General features: G+C 73.1%; 21 protein-coding genes. 13 read left to right on the forward strand and 8 right to left on the reverse strand.

Annotated elements, in window-relative coordinates; genetic code table 11:
* The first annotated feature begins 19 nt into the window (after nt 1–19).
* The 3 genes from DEJ46_RS20050 to DEJ46_RS20060 all read left to right on the forward strand — a co-directional run bounded on the left by DEJ46_RS20050 (nt 20) and on the right by DEJ46_RS20060 (nt 2841).
* The gene (locus DEJ46_RS20050; RefSeq protein WP_150268319.1) at nt 20–1486 is read left to right on the forward strand and encodes a DUF2252 domain-containing protein; all 1467 of its coding nucleotides are present in this window, start codon (nt 20–22) and stop codon (nt 1484–1486) included.
* A 104-nt stretch (nt 1487–1590) separates the two neighbouring features.
* Nucleotides 1591–2439: a hypothetical protein gene (locus tag DEJ46_RS20055; RefSeq protein WP_411757767.1), complete on the forward strand. Its 849-nt coding sequence runs from the start codon at nt 1591–1593 to the stop codon at nt 2437–2439.
* 57 nt (nt 2440–2496) lie between these two features.
* A complete protein-coding gene (locus DEJ46_RS20060) occupies nt 2497–2841 on the forward strand; it encodes a rhodanese-like domain-containing protein (RefSeq protein WP_150268321.1) in 345 nt (114 codons plus the stop codon).
* 27 nt (nt 2842–2868) lie between these two features.
* Here DEJ46_RS20060 and DEJ46_RS20065 read toward each other — a convergent pair whose 3' ends face one another.
* From DEJ46_RS20065 to paaA, 6 genes are all read right to left on the reverse strand, one after another.
* Complete coding sequence (locus DEJ46_RS20065; RefSeq protein WP_150268326.1) at nt 2869–4002, reverse strand: acyl-CoA dehydrogenase family protein; 1134 nt, start codon at nt 4000–4002, stop codon at nt 2869–2871.
* Nucleotides 4003–4100: 98 nt separating this feature from the next.
* On the reverse strand, nt 4101–5216 hold the full coding sequence (locus tag DEJ46_RS20070) for a 2Fe-2S iron-sulfur cluster-binding protein (protein WP_150268328.1): 1116 nt from the start codon (nt 5214–5216) through the stop codon (nt 4101–4103).
* Nucleotides 5217–5714, reverse strand: a complete 498-nt coding sequence (gene paaD / locus DEJ46_RS20075) for a 1,2-phenylacetyl-CoA epoxidase subunit PaaD (protein ID WP_055642491.1) — start codon at nt 5712–5714, stop codon at nt 5217–5219.
* The gene (gene paaC / locus DEJ46_RS20080; RefSeq protein ID WP_150268330.1) at nt 5708–6463 is read right to left on the reverse strand and encodes a 1,2-phenylacetyl-CoA epoxidase subunit PaaC; all 756 of its coding nucleotides are present in this window, start codon (nt 6461–6463) and stop codon (nt 5708–5710) included. Before paaC ends, paaD begins: the two co-directional genes overlap by 7 nt.
* Nucleotides 6460–6747 carry a 1,2-phenylacetyl-CoA epoxidase subunit PaaB gene (gene paaB / locus DEJ46_RS20085; protein WP_150268332.1) on the reverse strand — a complete coding sequence of 96 codons (288 nt, stop codon included), beginning with the start codon at nt 6745–6747 and terminating at the stop codon, nt 6460–6462. Before paaB ends, paaC begins: the two co-directional genes overlap by 4 nt.
* Nucleotides 6744–7760: a 1,2-phenylacetyl-CoA epoxidase subunit PaaA gene (gene paaA, locus DEJ46_RS20090; protein WP_150268334.1), complete on the reverse strand. Its 1017-nt coding sequence runs from the start codon at nt 7758–7760 to the stop codon at nt 6744–6746. Before paaA ends, paaB begins: the two co-directional genes overlap by 4 nt.
* Before the next feature lie 112 nt (nt 7761–7872).
* Here paaA and DEJ46_RS20095 point away from each other — a divergent pair, with 112 nt between their 5' ends.
* The 3 genes from DEJ46_RS20095 to DEJ46_RS20105 are packed head-to-tail and all read left to right on the forward strand — an operon-like array spanning nt 7873 to nt 10621.
* Nucleotides 7873–8652, forward strand: a complete 780-nt coding sequence (locus tag DEJ46_RS20095; protein WP_150268336.1) for a DUF5819 family protein — start codon at nt 7873–7875, stop codon at nt 8650–8652.
* The gene (locus tag DEJ46_RS20100; RefSeq protein WP_150268338.1) at nt 8649–9920 is read left to right on the forward strand and encodes an HTTM domain-containing protein; all 1272 of its coding nucleotides are present in this window, start codon (nt 8649–8651) and stop codon (nt 9918–9920) included. The genes DEJ46_RS20095 and DEJ46_RS20100 overlap by 4 nt, the downstream gene beginning before the upstream one ends.
* Nucleotides 9917–10621: a TrmH family RNA methyltransferase gene (locus DEJ46_RS20105; protein WP_150268339.1), complete on the forward strand. Its 705-nt coding sequence runs from the start codon at nt 9917–9919 to the stop codon at nt 10619–10621. Before DEJ46_RS20100 ends, DEJ46_RS20105 begins: the two co-directional genes overlap by 4 nt.
* Before the next feature lie 41 nt (nt 10622–10662).
* Here the strand turns inward: DEJ46_RS20105 and paaN are convergent, their stop codons facing one another.
* Nucleotides 10663–12369, reverse strand: coding sequence for a phenylacetic acid degradation protein PaaN (paaN, locus tag DEJ46_RS20110; RefSeq protein ID WP_150268340.1), 1707 nt, complete (start codon nt 12367–12369; stop codon nt 10663–10665).
* Nucleotides 12370–12493: 124 nt separating this feature from the next.
* Here paaN and DEJ46_RS20115 point away from each other — a divergent pair, with 124 nt between their 5' ends.
* Both DEJ46_RS20115 and DEJ46_RS20120 read left to right on the forward strand, forming a co-directional pair.
* Entirely contained in the window at nt 12494–14056 is a 1563-nt protein-coding gene (locus DEJ46_RS20115; RefSeq protein ID WP_150268342.1) for a 3-hydroxyacyl-CoA dehydrogenase, read from the forward strand.
* Nucleotides 14053–14646: a TetR/AcrR family transcriptional regulator gene (locus tag DEJ46_RS20120; RefSeq protein WP_055642496.1), complete on the forward strand. Its 594-nt coding sequence runs from the start codon at nt 14053–14055 to the stop codon at nt 14644–14646. The genes DEJ46_RS20115 and DEJ46_RS20120 overlap by 4 nt, the downstream gene beginning before the upstream one ends.
* 90 nt (nt 14647–14736) lie before the next feature.
* On the opposite strand, the gene DEJ46_RS20125 is transcribed toward DEJ46_RS20120, so the two are convergent.
* A complete protein-coding gene (locus tag DEJ46_RS20125) occupies nt 14737–15363 on the reverse strand; it encodes an Lrp/AsnC family transcriptional regulator (RefSeq protein ID WP_411757768.1) in 627 nt (208 codons plus the stop codon).
* 177 nt (nt 15364–15540) lie between these two features.
* Between DEJ46_RS20125 and pdhA the strand changes: the two genes are divergently transcribed.
* The 5 genes from pdhA to DEJ46_RS20150 all read left to right on the forward strand — a co-directional run bounded on the left by pdhA (nt 15541) and on the right by DEJ46_RS20150 (nt 21445).
* Entirely contained in the window at nt 15541–16701 is a 1161-nt protein-coding gene (pdhA, locus tag DEJ46_RS20130; protein ID WP_150274588.1) for a pyruvate dehydrogenase (acetyl-transferring) E1 component subunit alpha, read from the forward strand.
* Nucleotides 16701–17741 carry an alpha-ketoacid dehydrogenase subunit beta gene (locus DEJ46_RS20135; protein ID WP_150268344.1) on the forward strand — a complete coding sequence of 347 codons (1041 nt, stop codon included), beginning with the start codon at nt 16701–16703 and terminating at the stop codon, nt 17739–17741. Before pdhA ends, DEJ46_RS20135 begins: the two co-directional genes overlap by 1 nt.
* A complete protein-coding gene (locus tag DEJ46_RS20140; RefSeq protein WP_150268346.1) occupies nt 17741–19177 on the forward strand; it encodes a dihydrolipoamide acetyltransferase family protein in 1437 nt (478 codons plus the stop codon). Before DEJ46_RS20135 ends, DEJ46_RS20140 begins: the two co-directional genes overlap by 1 nt.
* Nucleotides 19178–19259: 82 nt before the next feature.
* A complete protein-coding gene (locus tag DEJ46_RS20145; RefSeq protein ID WP_150268348.1) occupies nt 19260–20117 on the forward strand; it encodes an NTP transferase domain-containing protein in 858 nt (285 codons plus the stop codon).
* On the forward strand, nt 20117–21445 hold the full coding sequence (locus tag DEJ46_RS20150; RefSeq protein ID WP_150268350.1) for a molybdopterin molybdotransferase MoeA: 1329 nt from the start codon (nt 20117–20119) through the stop codon (nt 21443–21445). The genes DEJ46_RS20145 and DEJ46_RS20150 overlap by 1 nt, the downstream gene beginning before the upstream one ends.
* Nucleotides 21446–21463 lie beyond the last annotated feature (18 nt).

Below are 21463 nucleotides of genomic sequence, written 5' to 3' on the forward strand. Positions count from 1 at the left end.
CATCGGGGGAGGACGTCCCATGGACGAGATCGGGGCCGTGGTGCCGGGACAGCGCGGTACGGCGGACGGTACGGCGGACGGCACACGCGTCCCGCACGTGCCGGGCTTCGCGCGCCGCGCCGCCGACGGTGGCGCGGGGGTCTCCCCCAGGGACGTCGGCAAGGAACTGCGCCGCCGGGTGCCCCGTACCGCGCACGACCGGCCGGCCCTCGCGGCCGACCGCCCGGACGCCGTCCGCGCCGTCGAGGAATCCAGCCGGGGACGGGTCCCCGAGCTCGCGCCGATACGGGTCGGCCGTATGGCGGCCAGCCCCTTCGCCTTCCTGCGCGGATCCGCCGGACTGATGGCCCACGACCTCGTCACAACCCCCGTCACCGGGATATCCGCCCAACTGTGCGGCGACGCGCACGCCGCCAACTTCGGCCTCTACGGCGACGCCCGCGGCCGGCTCGTCATGGATCTCAACGACTTCGACGAGACGATCGCCGGCCCCTGGGAATGGGACCTCAAGCGGCTCGTCACCTCCCTCGTCCTCGCCGGACGGGAAGTGGGCGCGAGCGAGGAGGTGTGCCGAGCGGCCGCTTTCGACACCGTCGGCGCCTACCGGCGCACCATGCGCCTCCTGGCCCGGCTCCCCGCCCTCGACGCCTGGAACGCGATTGCCGACGAGGAACTCGTCTCGCACACCGACGCCCGCGACCTCATAGGCACCCTGGAGCGGGTCTCGGCGAAGGCCCGCAACAACACCAGCGCCCGGTTCGCCGCCCGGTCGACCGAGGCCGTGACCGATGCCGAAGGCGGCGGCCGCAGGTTCGTCGACGCTCCCCCGGTACTGCGCAGGGTCCCCGACGGCGAGGCGGCGGCCGTCACCGCCTCCCTCGGCGCGTACCTGGAGACCGTGTCCCAGGACCGGCTGCCGCTCCTCGCGCGGTACGCCGTCCACGACGTGGCTTTCCGGGTCGTCGGCACCGGCAGCGTCGGCACCCGCTCCTACGTCGTGCTGCTGCTCGACCACCGGGGCGAGCCGCTGGTGCTCCAGGTGAAGGAGGCCAGGCCCTCGGTCCTGCTGCCGCACCTGCCGGCCGTGGGCTTCACCGTGCCGGACCCCGGCCACGAGGGGCGGCGGGTGGTCCTCGGGCAGAAGCGGATGCAGGTGGTGAGCGACCATCTGCTCGGTTGGACGACGGTCGAGGGGCGGCCCTTCCAGGTGCGCCAGTTCCGCAACCGCAAGGGCAGCGTGGACCCCGCCGCACTCACCGTGGACCAGGTCGACGACTACGGCCGGATGACCGGGGCGCTGCTGGCCCGGGCGCACGCCCACAGCGCCGACCCGCGTCTCATAGCCGGCTACTGCGGCAAGAACGAGGAGCTGGACGAGGCCGTCGCGTCCTTCGCCGTCACGTACGCGGACCGCACCACCGCGGACCACGCCGACCTGCTCGCCGCCGTCCGGGCGGGGCGCATAGCGGCAGAACTGGGCGTCTGACCGACGCCCGCACCTGGGGAGGGAGGGGAGGGGGAGGGAGGGGGGAGGCCCCCCGAAGGACCGTAGGCTGGGTGGGACGAGCCGGAACGAGGACGTGGGCGGGCGTGAACGTGAGCGTGGACCAGGGTGCGAACGACGAGCCCGCGGACGAACGACCCGAGGCAGGGCAGCCCGCGGACGAGCGGCCCGAGGCTCGGTTGGAGCGGGCCGTGCGGGTCGCCGAGCAGGCGCTGATCGAGTTCGAGATCGCCGTCGAGACCTTCCGGGTCGAGGTGGAGAACTTCTCGCGGCTGCACCACCAGAAGCTCGGCCCCATGTACGCGCGGCTCGACGAGCTCGACGCGCGGATCGCCGAGGCGCGGGCGGCACGCACCGGGGACCCGGAGGATCTGCGGAAGGCCCAGGAGGCGCGGGCCGCGGTCATGCCCATGCCCGGGGTGGAGGAGCTCTTCCACGACTGGATCGACTCCGACGGCCTCTCCCCCGAGGCGGCGGCGATGCTCAACGAACGGCCGGTGCAGGCTCCGAAGCGGGTACGGCCCAGCGAGGAGGCCCGCCGGCTCTACCGTGAGCTGGCCCGCAAGGCCCACCCCGACCTGGCCCGGGAGGACGCCGAGCGGCAGCGGCGCGAGGAGTTCATCACGCGGGTGAACGCCGCCTACGCCCGGGGCGACGAGGCGCAGCTGCGCGAGCTCTCCGAGGAATGGGAGGCCGGTCCCGTGCCGGCCGAGGAGCGGCCCAGCGAGAGCGAGGAGCTGTACGCCCGCCTGGAGTGGCTGGCGCAGCGCAAGGACATGCTGTCCGCGATGGCGCGGGAGCTGGAGGACTCCGCGATCGGCGCGATGCTGCGGATGGCTCCGGAGGATCCGGACCGGCTCCTGGAGGAGGTCGCGGAGCAGCTGCTCGCGCAGGTCTCCGAGCGTGAGACCGAGCTTGCCGGGCTGGTGGAGTAGGTTTTTTCTGTGCGCTCGAACTTCGTCGGGCGGTTCTGACGAGAGAAGGCCAGTCCCATGAATTTCTCCCCGCTGCCCTCGGTGGACGCGGCTTCCGTGCCGGCCGACGCGCTGGTGCTGGACGTCCGGGAGGACAACGAATGGGAAGCCGGTCACGTCGAGGGTGCGCTGCACGTGCCGATGAGCGACTTCGTGGCCCGCTTCGGTGAGGTGACGGAGGCGGTGGCCGAGCGCGGTCGCGCCTATGTGATGTGCCGGGTGGGCGGCCGGTCGGCGCAGGTCACCCAGTATCTGGTGCAGCAGGGCTTCGACGCGGTGAACATCGACGGCGGGATGCTCGCCTGGGACGGTGCCGGGCGTCCGATGGTGACGGGGAGCGGGAGCCCGGCCTTCGTCCTCTGAGCTGAGCTGGGGATGGGCTGAGGCGGTTCAGCCGAGGGGGTGGGTGGCCAGGAGGTCGCCGAGGGCCTCCTCGTGGGCGGCTGCGGGGCCGAGGGACAGTTCGAGCTGCTTGGCCCAGGCGTGGTAGCGGTGCAGGGGGTAGTCGGTGTCGGCGCCGAAGCCCCCGTGCAGGTGCTGGGCGGTCTGCACCACGCGTCGTACGCCCTCGGAGGCCCAGATCTTCGCGACGGCGATGTCCCCGGCGGCGGGCAGCGCCCCGGCGGCGCCGGTGGAGACGCGCCAGGCGGCCTGCCAGAGGGTGGCTTCCATGGCGCGCAGGTCGATGTAGCGGTCGGCGGTCTGGACGGCGACGGCCTGGAACGTGGCCACGGGGTGGCCGAACTGTTCCCGCTTGCCGGTGTACTGGCTCGTCATGGTGAGGACGGCCTCGCCGAGTCCGAGGGCGAGTGCGCACGTGCCGGTGGTGAGGAGCTCGCGGAGTCGTTCCCAGGCGCCTTCGGCTTCGATGACCTCGGTGCTGTCGAGGCGTACGGCGTCGAGGCGGAGTGCGGCGAGGAGTTCGCCGCTGGTGGAGTACTGCTCGGCGAGGGCGACGCCTTCGTGGGTGCGGGGGACCAGGGCGAGGATGGTGCGGCCCTCGTCGGTGTGTGCGGGGACGGCGACGAGGTCGGCGCCGTGGGCCCAGGGGACGGCGTTCTGGAGGCCGTCGAGGATCCAGGTGGTGCCGTCGCGGCGGGCGGTGACGGCGCGGTCGGCCGGGTCGTGGCCGGTGAGTCCGTGGGAGGCGGCGGTGAGGACGAGTTCGCCGCGGGAGACTCGGGGGAGGATCGCGGCGGCCGTCGACCGGTCCGCGTACCGGTCGACGGTCATTGCCACGGCGCCGGTCTCCAGCAGGGGTACGCGGGCGAGGACGCGGGCGGATTCGCGCAGCAGGAGGCAGAACGCGACGGGGTCGAGTCCGGCGCCGCCGTGCTCGGGGGGCAGGACGAGGCCGAGCAGGTCGGCGGCGGCGAGGCGGGACCAGAGGGATCGGTCGAGGTCCTCGGCGACGGCGCCCGGGGTGAGGGCCGGGCTCGGTACCGCGTCGGGTGTGACGCTGGCGAAGACCGCCTTGGCCGCTTCGACGGCCGCCTGTTGCTCTTCGGTGAAGGTGAAGTCCACTGTCCTGCCCTCCCGTTGTCGCTCCTGCGCTCTCTGCCCTGACGAGGCGTCAAGATAGAACAGGTTCTAGCGGAAGGGAATGGCGGTGCCGGGACTCGTCAGCGGTCGAAGTCCAACTCCACGTCCGGGGTGACGGGATGGGACTGGCAGGCCAGGACGTAGCCGGCGTCGGTTTCGTCGGGTTCCAGCGCGAAGTTGCGGTCCATCCGCACTTCTCCGCCGACGAGGAAGGCGCGGCAGGTGCCGCACACTCCGCCCTTGCAGGCGTACGGCGCGTCCGCGCGGGCGCGCAGCACGGTGTCGAGGAGTGTCTCGCCGCGGTCGACGGGCCAGGTCCCGGAGCGGCCGTGCAGGGTCGCGGTCAGGGTCGCGTGCGCCGGGGTGTCGGCGGCGGCGACCGGCGCGGGTGCCGAGCCGTCGTCGACGTGGAAGATCTCCTGGTGGATCCTGCTCCGGTCCACTCCGAGGTCGCGTAGGGCGTGTTCGGCTCCCTGGACGAGTCCGAAGGGGCCGCAGAGGAACCAGCCGTCGATCTCGGCGACGGGCAGGAGTGCGGGCAGCAGGGTGTCGAGCCGCTCGCGGTCGAGGCGGCCGGAGTCCAGTCCCGCCTGCTGTTCCTCGCGGGAGAGCACGGTGACGAGCTGGAAGCGGTCCGGGTAGCGGTCCTTGAGGTCGGCCACCTCGTCGAGGAACATCGTGGACGCGGCGGTGCGGTCGCTGCGGATCAGGCAGAACCGGGCCTCGGGCTCCCGGGCGAGCAGGGTGGCCGCCATGGACAGGACCGGCGTGATGCCGCTGCCGCCGACGACGGCGGCGAAGTGGCCGGGGCGCGGGGCGAGCTGGAAGCGGCCCATGGGTTCCATGACCTCGACGAGGTCGCCGACGGCCAGCTCCTTGAGGGCGTACGTCGAGAACGCGCCGCCGTCGACGAGCCGGATGCCCACGCGCAGGACTGGGGGCTCACCGGCGGGGGCGGCGGGAGAGCAGATCGAGTACGTACGACGGATCTCCTCGCCCTGCTCGTCCTCGCGGCGCAGGGCGAGGTGCTGGCCGGGGAGGTGGCGGTACGTCTCCTGGAGCTCGGGCGGGACCGCGAAGGTGACGGCCACGGAGTCGTCCGTGAGTCGCTCGACGTCGCTCACCCGGAGTGGATGGAACCCGGCCCGTCCTGGGGGTACCTCCCGCCGGCGGCTGGGGGAGCCTGAGGGCAGCATCTACAGCTCCTTGAAGTGGTCGAACGGTTCGCGGCACGCGGTGCAGCGGCGCAGGGCCTTGCACGCGGTGGAGGAGAAGCGGCTGAGGAGTTCGGTGTCGGTGGAGCCGCAGTGGGGGCAGCGGATCGCCAGGGTGAGGGGCACGGGGCCGCCGGCCGGGCCCTGGGGGCGGGGCGGGGCGATGCCGAACTCGGCGAGCTTGCGCCGGCCTTCCTCGCTGATGTCGTCGGTGGACCAGGCGGGGGCGAGGACCGTGACGACGGAGACGTCGGGCACTCCGTGCTCGTGGAGGGCGCGCTCGATGTCGGAGGACATCGCCTCTATCGCGGGGCAGCCGGTGTAGGTCGGGGTGAGGGAGACCTCGACGCGGCCGGGGCCGGTGACGTGGACGCCCCGCATGACGCCGAGCTCTTCCAGGGTGAGGACGGGCAGCTCCGGGTCGGGAACGGCGCCGGCGATCCGGCTGAGCTCCTCCTCCAGGGCCGTCATGGTCACCATGTCGCCCCCGGGTGGCTGCGGTGCAGGTGCTGCATCTCGGCGATCATCCGGCCGAAGGATTCGGTGTGGAGGCCCTGGCGGCCGGCGCCGGCGGCCCAGGCTCCGGTGCGGGGGCCGGTGGGCACGGTGAGCGTGGCCTTGTCGAGGACGGCCGTGACGGAGTCCAGCCAGGCGCTCTCCATGGCGGTGCGGTCCAGGTCGAGACCGTCGACGGGCTGGAACAGCTCGCCGGTGTACCGCCAGAGGGAGTCGCAGGCCCGCTGCATGCGGTCGTGGCTCTCGGGGGTGCCGTCGCCGAGGCGCAGGGTCCAGTGCTCGGCGTGGTCCTGGTGGTAGGCGACCTCCTTGACGGCCTTGGCCGCCAGGCCGGCGAAGGGGCCGTCGCCGGCTGCCAGCTGTCCGTAGAGGAGGTGCTGGTAGGTGGAGAAGTACAGCTGTCGGGCGATGGTGTGGGCGAAGTCGCCGTTCGGCTGTTCGACCAGCTGGGCGTTCCGGAAGGAGCGCTCCTCGCGGAGGTAGGCCAGTTCGTCCTCGTCGCCGACGAGGGAGAGCAGGATGCGGGCCTGGCCGAGGAGGTCGAGCGCGATGTTCGCGAGGGCGACCTCTTCCTCCAGGACGGGGGCGGAGCCGGCCCACTCCCCCAGGCGGTGGGAGAGGACGAGGGCGTCGTCGCCGAGGGCGAGGGCGGCGGCGGTGATCGCGGTGGTCTCGCCGGTGCCGGTGGTCTCGTGGGTGTCGGGGGTGCTCACAGGTGCTTGACCCCCTCCGGGATCTCGTAGAACGTCGGGTGGCGGTAGGGCTTGTCCGCGGAGGGCTCGAAGAAGGGGTCCTTCTCGTCGGGCGAGGAGGCGGTGATCTCCGTGGAGGGCACGACCCAGATCGAGACGCCTTCGTTCCTGCGGGTGTACAGGTCGCGGGCGTTGCGCAGGGCCATCTCCGCGTCGGGCGCGTGGAGACTGCCCGCGTGGGTGTGGGACAGTCCGCGGCGGGAGCGCACGAACACCTCCCACAGTGGCCAGCTGTCGCTCGTCATGCCTGTGCCTCCCCGTGCTTGCCGGTGTGCTTCTCCGCGTAGGCCGCGGCTGCTTCTCTGACCCAGGCGCCGTCCTCGTGGGCCTGGCGCCGCTTGCTGAGCCGCTGGTCGTTGCAGGGGCCGTTGCCCTTGAGGACGTCCCAGAACTCGGTCCAGTCGATGGGGCCGAAGTCGTAGTGCCCGCGCTCCTCGTTCCACCGGAGGTCGGGGTCGGGGAGGGTGAGGCCGAGGGCCTCGGCCTGGGGCACGGCGATGTCGACGAAGCGCTGGCGCAGTTCGTCGTTGGTGTGGCGCTTGATCTTCCAGGCCATCGCCTGGGCGGTGTGGGTCGACTCGTCGTCGGGCGGGCCGAACATCATCAGGGAGGGCCACCACCAGCGGTCCACCGCGTCCTGCGCCATGGCGTGCTGGGCCTCGGTGCCGTTGGACAGGGCGAGGAGGGCCTCGTACCCCTGGCGCTGGTGGAAGGACTCCTCCTTGCAGACCCGGACCATCGCGCGGGCGTACGGCCCGTAGGAGCAGCGGCACAGGGGGACCTGGTTGGTGATCGCGGCGCCGTCGACGAGCCAGCCGATCGCGCCGACGTCGGCCCAGGTCAGCGTCGGGTAGTTGAAGATCGAGGAGTACTTCTGGCGGCCGGAGTGGAGCTTGTCGAGGAGCTCGTCGCGGCTGGTGCCGAGGGTCTCCGCGGCGCTGTACAGGTACAGGCCGTGGCCGGCCTCGTCCTGGACCTTGGCCATGAGGATCGCCTTGCGGCGCAGGGAGGGCGCGCGGGTGATCCAGTTCGCCTCGGGCTGCATGCCGATGATCTCGGAGTGGGCGTGCTGCGCGATCTGCCGGACGAGCGAGGCGCGGTAGGCCTCGGGCATCCAGTCGCGCGGCTCGATCCGCTCGTCGGCGGCCACGGCGGCGTCGAACACGGCTTCGTAGGCGGCCTGTGTCGCCGCTACGGCCGTGTCCGACACGCCGGGCGTGCCCGTGGTCCCTGTCGTCCCTGCCGTCACTGCGGTCATCGAACCCCCTACCGACCGATCGTTCGGTTGAATGACTTCAATGGTGAGTCGGCGGCCCGTATGGTGTCAACCCTGTGGATAGCCGAGGTGGGCCGATCGGGATCGGGGCGGGATGGACGCAGACGTCGAAAGGGACATCGACGCGGACGTCGAGACAGGCGTCGGAACGGGCGTGCAGCGCGCGCCGACCGGGCCCGCCGACAGCGGGATCATGGCTCTGTCGCTGCCCTACCAGGTCGTCGCCGCCGTGGCGCTGGCCGTGGCCGGGGTCTTCGTCTGCGTGCACCTGTCGATGGTGTTCCTGCACGTCGCGCCGTCCAACACGCTCACCAAGCGGCACGGCCAGGCCGTCGACGACTGGATCTATCCCGAGTTCGAACAGAACTGGAAGCTCTTCGCGCCCAATCCGCTCCAGCAGAACGTCTCCGTCGAGGTCCGCGCCGAGATCGTCACCGCCGGTGACGGCCGCCGCACCACCGACTGGATCGACCTCACCGCGCAGGACACCGCGGCGATCCGCCACAACCCGCTGCCCAGCCACACACAGCAGAACGAGCTGCGCAGGGCCGTGGACTTCTACCTGAACTCGCACTCCGACGACGACCGCCCCAACGGGACGCGCGGCCACCTCTCGGAGGAGTACATGCGCCGGATCGCGATGCTCCGGCTCGACGGCCTCGCCTCCCTCGAAGGGGCCGACGTGCGGCGCGTCCAGCTGAGGGCGGTCACCCGGCCCGTACCCGCGCCCCGGTGGAGCACCGAGACGAACGAGGTCACCCCCTCCTACCGCGACTTCCCCTGGTGGAAGGTGACCGATGCCGACCGGCCGGACGGTGACACCCGCAGCCGTACGGACGCCGTCGGTCCGAGCCGTGGGGAGGCGGGGCGATGAGCGGTCCGACCGCCACGCGCGCGCGTACGCGTGAACCCTTCGACCGGCGGATCGCCCGCGCCGTCCAGGCCGTCACCGGCCGCGCGCTCGGCCCGCACCAGACCGCGATCGTCCGGATCGGCTTCTCGCTGACCTGGCTCGTCTTCCTGCTGCGCGAGCTGCCGCACCGGCACGAGATGTACGGGCCCGACGGCCCGTGGTCCTGGGAGCTGGCGAGCCGGCTGATCGCCGACAACCGGGCCTTCTCCGTGCTGATGTGGTCGGACGGGCGGCTGTGGTTCGAGCTCGTCTACGGGCTCGCCGTGCTCTCCACCGCCCTGCTCCTCGTCGGCTGGCACACCCGGGCCGTGTCGGTGGTCTTCATGGTCGGGGTCCTCTCGCTGCAGAACCGCTCCGTGTTCCTCGGCGACGGCGGCGACAACGTCCTGCACCTCGCCGCGATCTACCTCGTCCTGACCCGCTGCGGCCAGGTGTGGTCCCTCGACGCCGGGAGGGCCGCTCGTGAGGCCGCCCGTACGGCCGCGCGCAAGGCAGCCCGTGAGGCCGGTGAGGCGGTCGGGGCCGAGCGCCGGGACCTCGTCGGCCCGCTGCTGTGGACCGTGCTCGGCGGCTTCCTGCTCGCCACCACGTGGTTCAGCGACGTCACCGGCGAGTGGTGGCTGCCGGTGCTGCTGTGGGTGCTGTGGCTCGGGCACGGGCTGTGGTGGCTGGCCTGCCGGCTCGCCCCCGGGGAGCCCCGCACGCTGCTCGACGTCCTCGCCAATCTCACGCACAACGCCGCCCTCGTCGTGATCATGGCCGAGGTCTGCCTGATCTACGCCACGGCAGGCTGGTACAAGATCCAGGGCTCGCGCTGGCAGGACGGCACCGCCCTGTACTACCCGCTCCACCTCGACTACTTCTCGCCCTGGCCCGCGCTCTCCGAGCTGCTCGGCTCCAGCGGGATCATGGTGCTGCTGCTGACCTACGGGACCGTGATCGTGCAGATCGCCTTCCCGTTCACGCTCTTCCACCGCAAGGTCAAGAACGTCCTGCTGGTCGCGATGATGCTGGAGCACGCCGGGATCGCCGTGCTGCTCGGGCTGCCGGTCTTCTCGCTCGCGATGATCTCCGCCGACGCGGTGTTCCTGCCGACGGCCTTCCTGGTGGCCCTCGGCGCCCGGGCGGCGCGGGGCCGGGACCGGCTCCTGGGGCGGCGGTCCGCGGGGGCGCTGCCCGAGCAGCGCCGTACGGGTGAGGAGCACGGCCCCCGTACCCTCGTCGGGTGAGCACCACCGAAGAGAAGACCGGAGCCGGGGCGGCCGACACGGCTGCGGCGGCCGAGGCGGCCGAGCCGGTTCAGTACGACGAGGGCTTCGGCCCCGAGATCGGTGTCGGGCCGCACCCGGAGCCGTGGCCGGAGGGCGAGCGCTACGACCCCGAGCTGCTCGCCGACGGCGACCGGCGCAATGTCGTGGACCGCTACCGGTACTGGACGCGGGAGGCGGTCGTCGCCGACCTCGACACCCGGCGTCACGACTTCCATGTGGCGGTGGAGAACTGGGGCCACGACTTCAACATCGGCTCGGTCGTGCGGACCGCCAACGCCTTCCTCGCCAAGGAGGTCCACATCGTGGGCCGGCGGCGCTGGAACCGGCGCGGCGCCATGGTCACCGACCGCTACCAGCACGTCCGCCACCACCCGGACACCGAGTCGCTGACCGCGTGGGCGGCGGCCGAGGGCCTGCCGATCATCGGGATCGACAACCTCCCCGGCGCGGTGCCGCTGGAGCGGACTGTGCTGCCGCGCCGCTGCGTGCTGCTCTTCGGGCAGGAAGGCCCGGGGCTCACGGACGAGGCACGCGCGCGCGTGGAGATGGTCTGCTCGATCGCCCAGTTCGGCTCGACCCGGTCGATCAACGCGGGGGCCGCCGCCGCCATCGCCATGCACGCGTGGGTGCAGCGGTACGCGGAGATCGAGACGCCCTGACAGCGGTGCGGAGGCCCCGTGGGGCCCCCGCACATCGGGAGTCAGGCCTGGCGGCGGACCTCCACCACCCGGAAGCGGTTCGAGACGAAGGCGCCGTCGCACAGCGCCGCGTTCGCCGCGGGGTTTCCGCCGGAGCCGTGGAAGTCGGAGAATGCCGCCGTCTGGTTGACGTACACCCCGCCCGTGAGGTTCAGCGAGAGCTGCGCCGACTCCTCCAGGCAGACCTCCTCGACCGCGCGCTCGGTGTCGGCCGAGGTCGTGTACGCGCCGACCGTCATCGCGCCCTTCTCGCGGACCGTGCGCCGCAGCAGCTCCAGGGCGTCGGCGGTGGAGTCCACCGAGACGGCGAAGGAGACCGGGCCGAAGCACTCGGAGAAGTACGCGGCCTGCGCGTCCGGCTTGGAGCCGTCCAGCTTCACGATCACCGGCGTACGGACGACGGCGTCCGGGAAGTCGGGGTTGACGACCTCACGGGAGGCGAGCGCCACCTCGCCGAGGCCCGCGGCGGCCTCCAGCCGCGCCTTCACGTCCGGGTTGACCAGCGCGCCGAGCAGGCCGTTCGCCCGGGCGTCGTCGCCGAGCAGGCCGCCCACCGACGCCGCGAGGTCGGTGACGACCTCGTCGTACGACTTGGGGCCCTGGTCGGTGGTGATGCCGTCACGGGGGATCAACAGGTTCTGCGGGGTCGTGCACATCTGGCCGCTGTACAGGGACAGCGAGAAGGCCAGGTTGGCCAGCATGCCCTTGTAGTTGTCCGTGGAGTCGACCACGACCGTGTTGACGCCGGCCTTCTCGGTGTAGACCTGGGCCTGGCGGGCGTTGGCCTCCAGCCAGTCGCCGAACTCGGTCGAGCCCGTGTAGTCGATGATCCGGACCTCGGGACGCACGGCCAGGGTCTTGGCGATGCCCTCGCCCGGGCGCTCGACGGCGAGCGCGACCAGGTTCGCGTCGAAGCCGCTCTCCGCGAGCACCTCGCGGGCGACGCTCACCGTGAGGGCGAGAGGCAGGACGGCGCGCGGGTGCGGCTTGACCAGGACCGGGTTTCCGGTGGCCAGCGAGGCGAACAGGCCCGGGTAGCCGTTCCACGTGGGGAAGGTGTTGCAGCCGATCACCAGGGCGATGCCGCGGCCGACCGGGGTGAACTCCTTGGACAGCTCCAGCGGGTCGCGCTTGCCCTGGGGCTTGGACCAGCCGGCCCGCCCGGCGGGGGTGCGGGTCTGCTCCTCGTACGCGTACGCCACGGCCTCCAGGCCGCGGTCCTGGGCGTGCGGGCCACCGGCCTGGAACGCCATCATGAACGCCTGTCCGCTGGTGTGCATGACGGCGTGGGCGAACTCGTGGGTGCGGGCCGAGATCCGGGACAGGATCTCCAGGCAGACGAGAGCGCGGGTCTCGGCCCCGGCGTCACGCCAGGCGGCCGTGCCCGCGCGCATCGCCGGCAGCAGGACGTCGATGTCGGCGTGCGGGTACTCGATGCCGAGCTCCGGGCCGTACGGCGAGACCTCGCCGCCGGTCCAGCCGTCCGTGCCGGGCTGGTCGAGCTCGAAGCGGGTGTTCAGCACGGCCTGGTGGGCGGCGAGGCCGGCCGCCGCGTCGAGCGAGCCGCCCTCCCCGTAGGCCTTCGGGTGCTCGGGATACGGGGACCAGTAGGCGCGGGTGCGGATCGTGGCGAGTGCCTGATCGAGCGTGGACCGGTGCTTCTCGGCGAGACGGTCCAGACGGTCGGTGGTCGGCAGAGCGGTGGCCATGGATGGACCAACTCCTCGTCGAGCTGGGCAGGGAGACGCGTACGGAGTTAGAGTAACCGAACGATCGGTCGGGACAAGGGGGTCCGTCGATCCTGTGGAAAACCCATCGGGGAGGATCACTCCTATGAGCGCCAACGTGACCGTCAGGGGGAGCGACGACGTGACCGCCAGTGAGCCGACCGCCCTCGCACAGGACCGCACCGTCGCCGTCGTCGGCACCGGCACCATGGGCCAGGGCATCGCCCAGGTCGCGCTGGTCGCCGGCCATCCCGTACGGCTCTACGACAGTGCCCCCGGCCGGGCGGAGGAGGCCGTGGCCGCCCTCACCGCCCGCCTGGACCGGCTCGTGGAGAAGGGCCGCCTGGACGCCTCCGCGCGCGAGGCGGCCGTCGGCCGGCTGCACGCCTCCGAGGAGCTCGCGGAGCTCGCGGACGCGGCGCTCGTCGTCGAGGCGATCGTCGAGCACCTGCCGGTGAAGCAGCAGCTCTTCGCCGACCTGGAGAAGGTCGTCGGCGACGACACCGTCCTCGCCACGAACACCTCCTCCCTCTCCGTCACCGCGATCGCGGGAGGGCTGCGCCTGCCCGGCCGGTTCGTCGGACTCCACTTCTTCAACCCGGCGCCGCTGCTCCCGCTCGTCGAGGTCGTCAGCGGCTTCGCCACCGACGCGGACGTCGCCACGCGCGCGTACGAGACGATGAAGGGCTGGGGGAAGACGCCGGTGCGCTGCGCCGACACCCCCGGCTTCATCGTGAACCGGGTCGCGCGCCCCTTCTACGCGGAGGCGCTGCGGGTCTACGAGGAGGGCGCGGCCGACCCCGCCACCATCGACGCCGCCCTGCGCGAGTGCGGCGGCTTCCGCATGGGCCCCTTCGAGCTCACGGACCTCATCGGGCAGGACGTGAACGAGGCCGTCACCCGCTCCGTCTGGGAGTCCTTCTACCGGGACCCGAAGTTCACGCCCTCGCTCGCGCAGCGGCGGCTCGTGGAGTCGGGGCGGCTCGGCCGCAAGTCTGGGCACGGCTGGTTCTCGTACGCGGAGGGGGCCGAGCGGCCGGAGCCGCACACGGCGCCGCCGGCCGAGGCCCCGGCGAAGATCGTCGTCCGCGGCGACCTGGGGCCCGCCGAGCCGCTGGTGGGCCTCTTCGAGGAGGCGGGGATCAAGGTGCGGCGCAAGGGAGGCAGCGGATTCGTCCTGCTGCCGGGCGGCGGCCGGCTCGGCCTCGCGGACGGCGAGACCTCCTTCGAGTACCACGGCGACGACATCATCTACTTCGATCTTGCGCTCGACTACGCGAGCGCGAGCCGGATCGTGCTCTCCACCTCGGAGCACACCTCGGCCGAGGTCCTCGCGGAGGCCGTGGGCCTCTTCCAGGCGCTCGGCAAGCAGGTCTCCGTGATCGGTGACGTGCCCGGCATGATCGTCGCCCGTACGGTCGCGATGCTGGCCGATCTGGCCGCCGACGCGGTCGACCGGGGCGTCGCCACCGCCGAGGACGTGGACACGGCGATGCGGCTCGGGGTCAATTACCCCGTCGGGCCGCTGGAGTGGGCCGGGAAGGTGGGCCACGAGCGCGTCCGTGACCTGCTGATGTCGCTGAACGAGCGCTACCCGACGGGGCGCTACGCGCCGAGTCTGGCCACTGCCCGCCAGGGATACGCCGAGGAAGGGCAGGATTCCCGATGACCACGGCGAAGCGCGACACGTACACCCCGGAGACGCTGCTCTCGGTCGCCGTGCGGGTCTTCAACGAGCGCGGTTACGACGGCACCTCCATGGAGCACCTGTCCAAGGCGGCGGGGATCTCCAAGTCGTCGATCTACCACCACGTGTCCGGCAAGGAGGAGCTGCTGCGGCGGGCGGTCAGCCGGGCGCTGGACGGGCTCTTCGCGGTGCTCGACGAGCCCGGGGCGGTACGCGGCCGGGCCGTCGAGCGGGTCGAGTACGTCACGCGCCGCACCGTGGAGGTGCTGATAGCGGAGCTGCCGTACGTGACGCTGCTGCTGCGGGTGCGGGGCAACACCGCGACCGAGCGGTGGGCGATGGAACGGCGGCGCGAGTTCGACCACCGGGTGGCCGAGCTGCTGAAGGCCGCCGCGGCGGAGGGCGACCTGCGGGCCGACGTGGACATACGGCTGGCCACCAGGCTTCTCTTCGGCATGATCAACTCGCTGGTGGAGTGGTACCGGCCGCATCCGGACGCGGTGGGGGAACGGGAGCAGCTCGCGGAGACCGTCGCGCACCTGGCGTTCGACGGGCTGCGGACGGCCCGCTGAGCTTTCCCGGCGGCCCGCTGGGGCGCAGGACGTCACGGACGGCCCCTTCGGGGGCCGTCCCGCTGTTCCGGGCCCTGCTCCGCCCCGGGGTCAGACGCGGTGGTCGGTGTTGAGGTCCGTCTCCTCGAAGACCAGCAGCGTGCGGGTGGACAGGACCTCGGGGATCGACTGGAGCCGGGTGAGCACCAGCTCGCGCAGTGTCCGGTTGTCCGGGGTGTGCACGAGCAGCAGGACGTCGAAATCGCCGCTGACCAGCGCGATGTGCGTGGCCCCCGGCAGGGCCCTGAGCTGCTCGCGGACCGTCCGCCAGGAGTTCTGGACGATCTTGAGCGTGATGTAGGCGGAGGCGCCGTGCCCCGCCCGCTCGTGGTTGACCCGGGCGCTGAAGCCGCGGATCACCCCGTCGTCGATGAGCCGGTTGATCCGCGCGTACGCGTTGGCCCGGGAGACGTGCACACGCTCGGCCACGGACCGTACCGAGGCGCGGCCGTCCGTCTGCAGCAGTCTCAGGATGTCGCGGTCGATCGCGTCCAGCGGGCGTGGCGGCGGGGCGCCCGTCGGCATGCCGACGGGGGCGCTCAGGGCCTCGTCGGGCACCTCGCCGTCGGCCCCGCCGAGCGGCCTGCCGAGTGCCTCGCCAGGCGTCCCGCCCGGGGTCTCGCCCGTGGCGTCGGCCGGAGCCCCGCTCCGATCGACGGCCATTTGTTCATCCGCCATGTCCCCCCGCCTCTCTCCGGTGGACGACCTGCTCCTATCCCAGGCTGTGGAGAACCGTTTGTCCACAGGCTGGAGGTGCCTGTAGCCAAAATGCCTCCACGACCGAACAATCGGTAGGTGAGGCGCGCCACACTCGCGCCACCCGCCTTCGGGTCTTATGCCCGCTCCCACGAGGAGGTGGACTCGTTGCAACAGCGCAGTTCGACAGTCCAAGAGCCGCCCGGTGCCGTTCCCGCCTACCGGCCCACCCCGCCGCCGGCGTGGCAGCCGCGTACCGACCACGCCCCGCTGCTGCCCGACGCCGAGCCGCTGCGCGTGCTCGGCACGGACGCCGCGGCCGACGCCGACCCCGCGCTGCTGCTCCGGCTGTACGCGGAGCTGATCCGCGGCCGCCGGTACAACACGCAGGCCACCGCGCTCACCAAGCAGGGCCGGCTCGCCGTCTACCCGTCCACCACCGGCCAGGAGGCGTGCGAGATCGCCGCCGCCATGGCACTGGAGGAGCGGGACTGGCTCTTCCCCTCGTACCGCGACACGCTGGCGGCGGTCGCCCGCGGCCTCGACCCGGTGCAGGCCCTGACGCTGCTGCGCGGCGACTGGCACACCGGTTACGACCCGCACGAGTACCGCATCGCGCCGCTCTGCACCCCGCTGGCCACCCAGCTCCCGCACGCGGTGGGCCTCGCCCACGCAGCGCGCCTCAAGGGCGACGACGTGGTCGCCCTCGCCATGGTCGGCGACGGAGGGACCAGCGAGGGCGACTTCCACGAGGCGCTGAACTTCGCGGCCGTGTGGAAGGCCCCCGTGGTCTTCTTCGTGCAGAACAACGGCTTCGCGATCTCCGTGCCGCTGGCCAAGCAGACCGCCGCGCCCTCCCTCGCCCACAAGGCCGTCGGATACGGCATGCCGGGCCGGCTGGTCGACGGGAACGACGCGGTCGCCGTCCACCAGGTGCTGACCGAGGCCGTGGCACGCGCGCGGCGCGGCGGCGGCCCCACCCTCGTCGAGGCCGTCACCTACCGGATCGACGCCCACACCAACGCCGACGACGCCACCCGCTACCGCGCGGCCGGCGAGGTCGAGACCTGGCGGGCGCACGACCCGATCCTGCTCATCGAGCGGGAACTGACGGAGCGTGGCCTGCTCGACGAGGACACCAGGAGCGCGGCGGCCGAGGCCGCCGAGACGATGGCGGCCGACCTGCGCGAGCGGATGAACGCCGATCCGGTCCTCGACCCGATGGACCTGTTCTCCCATGTGTACGCGGAACAGACCGCGCAGCTGCGTGAGCAGGCCGCGCAACTGCGCGCCGAGCTCGACGCCGAGGGTGAGGCGTGATGACGACCGCGACGACCGGCCCCGCGGCCAAGGCCGCCGGTGCCGGAAAGGCCAAGCCCGCGACGATGGCGCAGGCGCTCCAGCGCGCCATGCGCGACGCGATGGCCGAGGACCCGACCGTCCATGTGATGGGCGAGGACGTCGGCACGCTCGGCGGTGTCTTCCGGGTCACCGACGGGCTCGCCAAGGAGTTCGGCGAGGACCGCTGCACCGACACCCCGCTGGCCGAGGCGGGCATCCTCGGCGCCGCCGTGGGCATGGCCATGTACGGCCTGCGGCCGGTCGTCGAGATGCAGTTCGACGCTTTCGCCTACCCGGCGTTCGAGCAACTGATCTCGCACGTGGCGAAGATGCGGAACCGGACGCGCGGCGCGATGCCGATGCCGATCGTCATCCGCGTCCCGTACGGCGGCGGGATCGGCGGGGTCGAGCACCACAGCGACTCCTCCGAGGCCTACTACACGGCCACCCCGGGGCTGCACGTCGTCACCCCGGCGACCGTGGAGGACGCCTACGGGCTGCTGCGCGCGGCCATCGCCTCCGACGACCCCGTGGTCTTCCTGGAGCCCAAGCGGCTCTACTGGTCGAAGTCCGACTGGTCGCCCGAGGCGCCCGCGCCCGTCGAGCCGATCGGCAAGGCGGTCGTGCGGCGGCGGGGCACCGGCGCCACCCTGATCACCTACGGTCCGTCGCTCCCGGTCTGCCTGGAGGCGGCGGAGGCGGCCCAGGCCGAGGGCTGGGACCTGGAGGTCGTCGACCTGCGCTCGCTCGTTCCCTTCGACGAGGAGACCGTCTGCGCCTCGGTGCGGCGCACGGGCCGGGCGGTCGTGGTGCACGAGTCTGCCGGTTTCGCCGGTCCCGGCGCGGAGATCGTCGCGCGCGTGACCGAACGCTGCTTCCACCACCTGGAGGCGCCGGTGCTGCGCGTGGCGGGCTTCGACATCCCGTACCCGCCGCCGATGCTGGAGCGTCACCACCTGCCCGGCGTGGACCGGGTCCTGGACGCGGTGGCGCGGCTGCAGTGGGAGGCGCAGAGCTGATGGCCCAGGTGCTCGAATTCAAGCTGCCCGACCTCGGTGAGGGGCTCACCGAGGCCGAGATCGTCCGCTGGCTCGTCGCCGTCGGCGACGTCGTCGCCATCGACCAGCCGGTCGTCGAGGTCGAGACGGCCAAGGCCATGGTCGAGGTGCCCTGCCCGTACGGCGGCGTCGTCACCGCCCGGTACGGCGAGGAGGGCACCGAACTGCCCGTCGGCGCGCCGCTGCTGACGGTCGCCGTGGGCGGCACGGGGGCTCCGGAGGAGCTCACGGAGGCCGCTCCGGAAGCGGCTACCAAGGCGACCGCGGAGGACGCCGTCTCCTCGGAGTACTCGGGCAACGTGCTGGTCGGCTACGGCACGGCGGGGCCCGTCGCCCGCCGCCGCCGCGTGCGTCGCGAGAACCCGGCCGCGGCCCCGGCTGTGGCCCAGGCCCCGGTCGCGGCTTCGGCGCCGGCTCCGGTTGCCGTGAAGGCTCCTGAGCCTGTCGCCGCGGCGCCCCTCGCCGGGCACGACGGTCCGGTGCCGGTCATCTCGCCGCTCGTGCGGAAGCTGGCCCGCGACCGCGGAATCGACCTGCGGGAGGTGCGCGGCTCCGGCCCCGAGGGGCTGATCCTGCGGGCGGACGTGGAGCTGGCCCTCGCGGCCCTGGAGCGGCCGGTCGCCGCTTCCGCCCCGGCCGCCGCGGCTCCGGCCGTGGCCGCCCCGGCCGCCGCTTCCGCCCCGGCCGCCGCCTCCGCTCAGGCCGTCGCAGGGGAGCGGATCCCGCTGCGCGGGCTCCGCGGCGCGGTGGCGGACAAGCTCTCCCGCAGCCGTACGGAGATCCCGGACGCGACCTGCTGGGTCGACGCCGACGCGACCGAGCTGATGGCGGCCCGGCGGGCGATGAACGAGGCGGGCGGGCCGAAGATCTCGCTCCTCGCGCTCCTCGCCCGGATCTGCGCCCACGCCCTGGCCCGGTTCCCCGAGCTCAACTCCACGGTGGACACCGCCGCCCGGGAGATCGTCCGGCTGCCGGCCGTGCACCTGGGCTTCGCCGCCCAGACCCCGCGCGGTCTGGTCGTCCCGGTGGTCAAGGACGCGGGGACGCGGACGGCCGAGTCGCTCACGGAGGAGTTCGCCCGGCTCACGGAGTCCGCCCGGCAGGGCACGCTCACGCCGGCCGATCTGACGGGCGGCACGTTCACCCTGAACAACTACGGGGTGTTCGGGGTCGACGGCTCCACGCCGATCGTCAACCATCCCGAGGCCGCGATGCTCGGCGTCGGCCGGATCATCCCCAAGCCCTGGGTCCACCAGGGCGAACTGGCCGTCCGTCAGGTGGTGCAGCTCTCGCTCACCTTCGACCACCGCGTCTGCGACGGCGGCACGGCAGGCGGCTTCCTGCGGTACGTCGCGGACTGCGTCGAACAGCCCGCGGTCCTGCTCCGCACGCTCTGACAGAGGGCAGCTCCGGCCCGGCCCGTCTCTCTTCTTGGGACGGGCCGGACGTCCGCGGTGCCCGGCGGCCCATACTGCTGGGGTGACCACCGCATACGACGCCGTCGTGCTCGCCGGGGGCGCCGCCAGGCGCCTCGGCGGCTCCGACAAGCCCGGGGTACGGGTAGGAGGCCGGACGCTCCTCGACAGGGTGCTCGCGGCCTGCCCCGACGCCGGCCGGATGGTGGTCGTCGGAGACCCCCGCCCGACCGTCCGTCCCGTCCGCTGGACCAGGGAGGATCCGCCCGGCGGAGGCCCGGTGCCCGCCGTCGCCGCCGGGGTCCGCGAGACGGAGGCCGAGGTCGTCCTCGTCTTCTCCGCCGACCTGCCGTTCCTCGACCGGGACATCGTCGGGCGCCTCCTGGAGTCGCTCGCCGGGGCACCCGAAGCGGAGGCCGCCGTCCTCACCGACGGAGAGGGCCGGGACCAGCCGCTCGTCGCCGCGTACCGGACCGGTCCGCTGGTACGCGAGCTGACCCGCCTCACGCACGGCGCCGGCGGGCTGGCCCACACGCCGCTGCGGCACCTCACGGAGGGGCTCCGCCTCACCAGGGTCGCCGCCGGGCCCCTGGCCTCCTTCGACTGCGACACCTGGGAGGACATCGTCGCGGCCCGGGCCCGCGTCAGGGAGCATGGGACCGTGCTGGACGAATGGATCACCGCAGTCAAGGACGAACTGGGCATCGAGCTGGACGTCGACACCGGCGTGTTGCTCGACCTGGCCCGTGACGCCGCCCACGGAGTGGCGCGCCCTGCCGCGCCCCTGACCACCTTCCTGGTCGGCTACGCGGCGGCGAGCGCGGGCGCCGGGGCAGGCCCCGAGGCGGTCGCCGAAGCGGCCCGCAAGGCGGCTGAGCTCGCCAAACGCTGGGCCGCCGAACAGGACGAGGCCGAGGCTTGATGTCGCTCAAGGAGTCCGCCCTCGTGGCCCCCGACACCGCTTCTCCGCCCCGGCCGGCCGAGGAGCCGCACCGCGCCACCCCCTGGCTCGCGGCCCGGACGACCGCCGCCGAAGCAGGCGCCGCCGCCCGCGCCGGCCAGGGCGCGCGGGGGCCGCTGGACGTGCCGCTCGGTGCGGCGCTCGGCCGGGTCCTCGCGGGGCCTCTCCTGGCCCTCACCGACCTGCCCTCCTTCGACACCTCCGCCATGGACGGCTGGGCCGTCGCGGGGACGGGCCCCTGGACGGTCCGTGAAGAGGGCGCCGTCCTCGCCGGGCACGCCCCCGCCGCCGTCCTGGCCGACGGCGAGGCCGTACGCATCGCCACCGGAGCCCGTGTCCCGGCCGGGACGACCGCGGTCATCCGTACCGAGCACTCCCGCACCGAGCGGGGCGGTGCGGCGCCCGGTCCGCTCCTGCACGCCCTGCGCGAGGTGCGGACCCGGCAGGACATCCGCCCCCGGGGCCAGGAGTGCCGCACCGGAGACCGACTGCTGCCCGCGGGCTCCGCCGTGACCCCCGCCGTCCTCGGACTCGCCGCGGCCGCCGGCTACGACACGCTTCCCGTCCTCCCCCGCCCCCGGGTCGAGATCCTGGTCCTCGGCGACGAACTGCTCACGGCCGGACTCCCCCACGAGGGGCTCATCCGGGACGCCCTCGGCCCGATGCTCGGACCCTGGCTGGAGGCGCTCGGCGCCGAGGTCCTCGCCACCCGCCGGATCGGCGACGACGCCGAGGAGCTGTACGCGGCCGTCACCGCGTCCACCGCCGACCTGCTCGTCACCACCGGCGGGACCGCCGCCGGTCCCGTCGACCATCTGCACCGGGTGCTCGACGCGGCGGGCGCCACCCTCCTCGTCGACGGCGTGAAGGTCCGGCCCGGCCACCCGATGCTTCTCGCCCGGCTCGCGGGCCAGGAACCCCGCCATCTCGTCGGGCTCCCCGGCAACCCGCTCGCGGCGGTCTCCGGGCTCCTCACCCTCGCCGAGCCGCTGCTCGCCACCCTCATGGGGTGTGCCCGGGAGCCGCACAGCGCCCCCGGTGTCCCCGTCCAGGACGAGATCCAGGGACACCCCCACGACACCCGGCTCGTCCCGGTCGTGCGCCGTGCCGGCCGGGCCGTGCCGCTGCACTACAACGGACCGGCCATGCTCCGTGGCATCGCCGCGGCCGACGGCCTGGCCGTCGTACCGCCGGATGGTGCCCGACCGGGCCAGGCATTGGAGATCCTCGGCCTTCCCTGGCCGACGGCGGCGGGGGACGCCCCGGCCGAAGGAGTGTGTTTCACGTGAAACTTCCCAGCCGTGACG

This window comes from Streptomyces venezuelae (assembly GCF_008642375.1).
Classification (GTDB): Bacteria; Actinomycetota; Actinomycetes; order Streptomycetales; family Streptomycetaceae; genus Streptomyces; species Streptomyces venezuelae_G.

Bases quoted from the DNA above. Each gene is read 5' to 3' on its own strand.
- DEJ46_RS20050 (WP_150268319.1), top strand. From the start codon at position 20: ATGGACGAGATCGGGGCCGTGGTGCCGGGACAGCGCGGTACGGCGGAC.
- DEJ46_RS20060 (WP_150268321.1), top strand. From the start codon at position 2,497: ATGAATTTCTCCCCGCTGCCCTCGGTGGACGCGGCTTCCGTGCCGGCC.
- DEJ46_RS20070 (WP_150268328.1), bottom strand. From the start codon at position 5,216: ATGCTGCCCTCAGGCTCCCCCAGCCGCCGGCGGGAGGTACCCCCAGGA.
- paaD (WP_055642491.1), bottom strand. From the start codon at position 5,714: ATGGTGACCATGACGGCCCTGGAGGAGGAGCTCAGCCGGATCGCCGGC.
- paaB (WP_150268332.1), bottom strand. From the start codon at position 6,747: ATGACGAGCGACAGCTGGCCACTGTGGGAGGTGTTCGTGCGCTCCCGC.
- paaA (WP_150268334.1), bottom strand. From the start codon at position 7,760: ATGACCGCAGTGACGGCAGGGACGACAGGGACCACGGGCACGCCCGGC.
- DEJ46_RS20095 (WP_150268336.1), top strand. From the start codon at position 7,873: ATGGACGCAGACGTCGAAAGGGACATCGACGCGGACGTCGAGACAGGC.
- DEJ46_RS20100 (WP_150268338.1), top strand. From the start codon at position 8,649: ATGAGCGGTCCGACCGCCACGCGCGCGCGTACGCGTGAACCCTTCGAC.
- paaN (WP_150268340.1), bottom strand. From the start codon at position 12,369: ATGGCCACCGCTCTGCCGACCACCGACCGTCTGGACCGTCTCGCCGAG.
- DEJ46_RS20115 (WP_150268342.1), top strand. From the start codon at position 12,494: ATGAGCGCCAACGTGACCGTCAGGGGGAGCGACGACGTGACCGCCAGT.
- DEJ46_RS20120 (WP_055642496.1), top strand. From the start codon at position 14,053: ATGACCACGGCGAAGCGCGACACGTACACCCCGGAGACGCTGCTCTCG.
- DEJ46_RS20125 (WP_411757768.1), bottom strand. From the start codon at position 15,363: ATGGCGGATGAACAAATGGCCGTCGATCGGAGCGGGGCTCCGGCCGAC.
- DEJ46_RS20135 (WP_150268344.1), top strand. From the start codon at position 16,701: ATGACGACCGCGACGACCGGCCCCGCGGCCAAGGCCGCCGGTGCCGGA.
- DEJ46_RS20140 (WP_150268346.1), top strand. From the start codon at position 17,741: ATGGCCCAGGTGCTCGAATTCAAGCTGCCCGACCTCGGTGAGGGGCTC.
- DEJ46_RS20150 (WP_150268350.1), top strand. From the start codon at position 20,117: ATGTCGCTCAAGGAGTCCGCCCTCGTGGCCCCCGACACCGCTTCTCCG.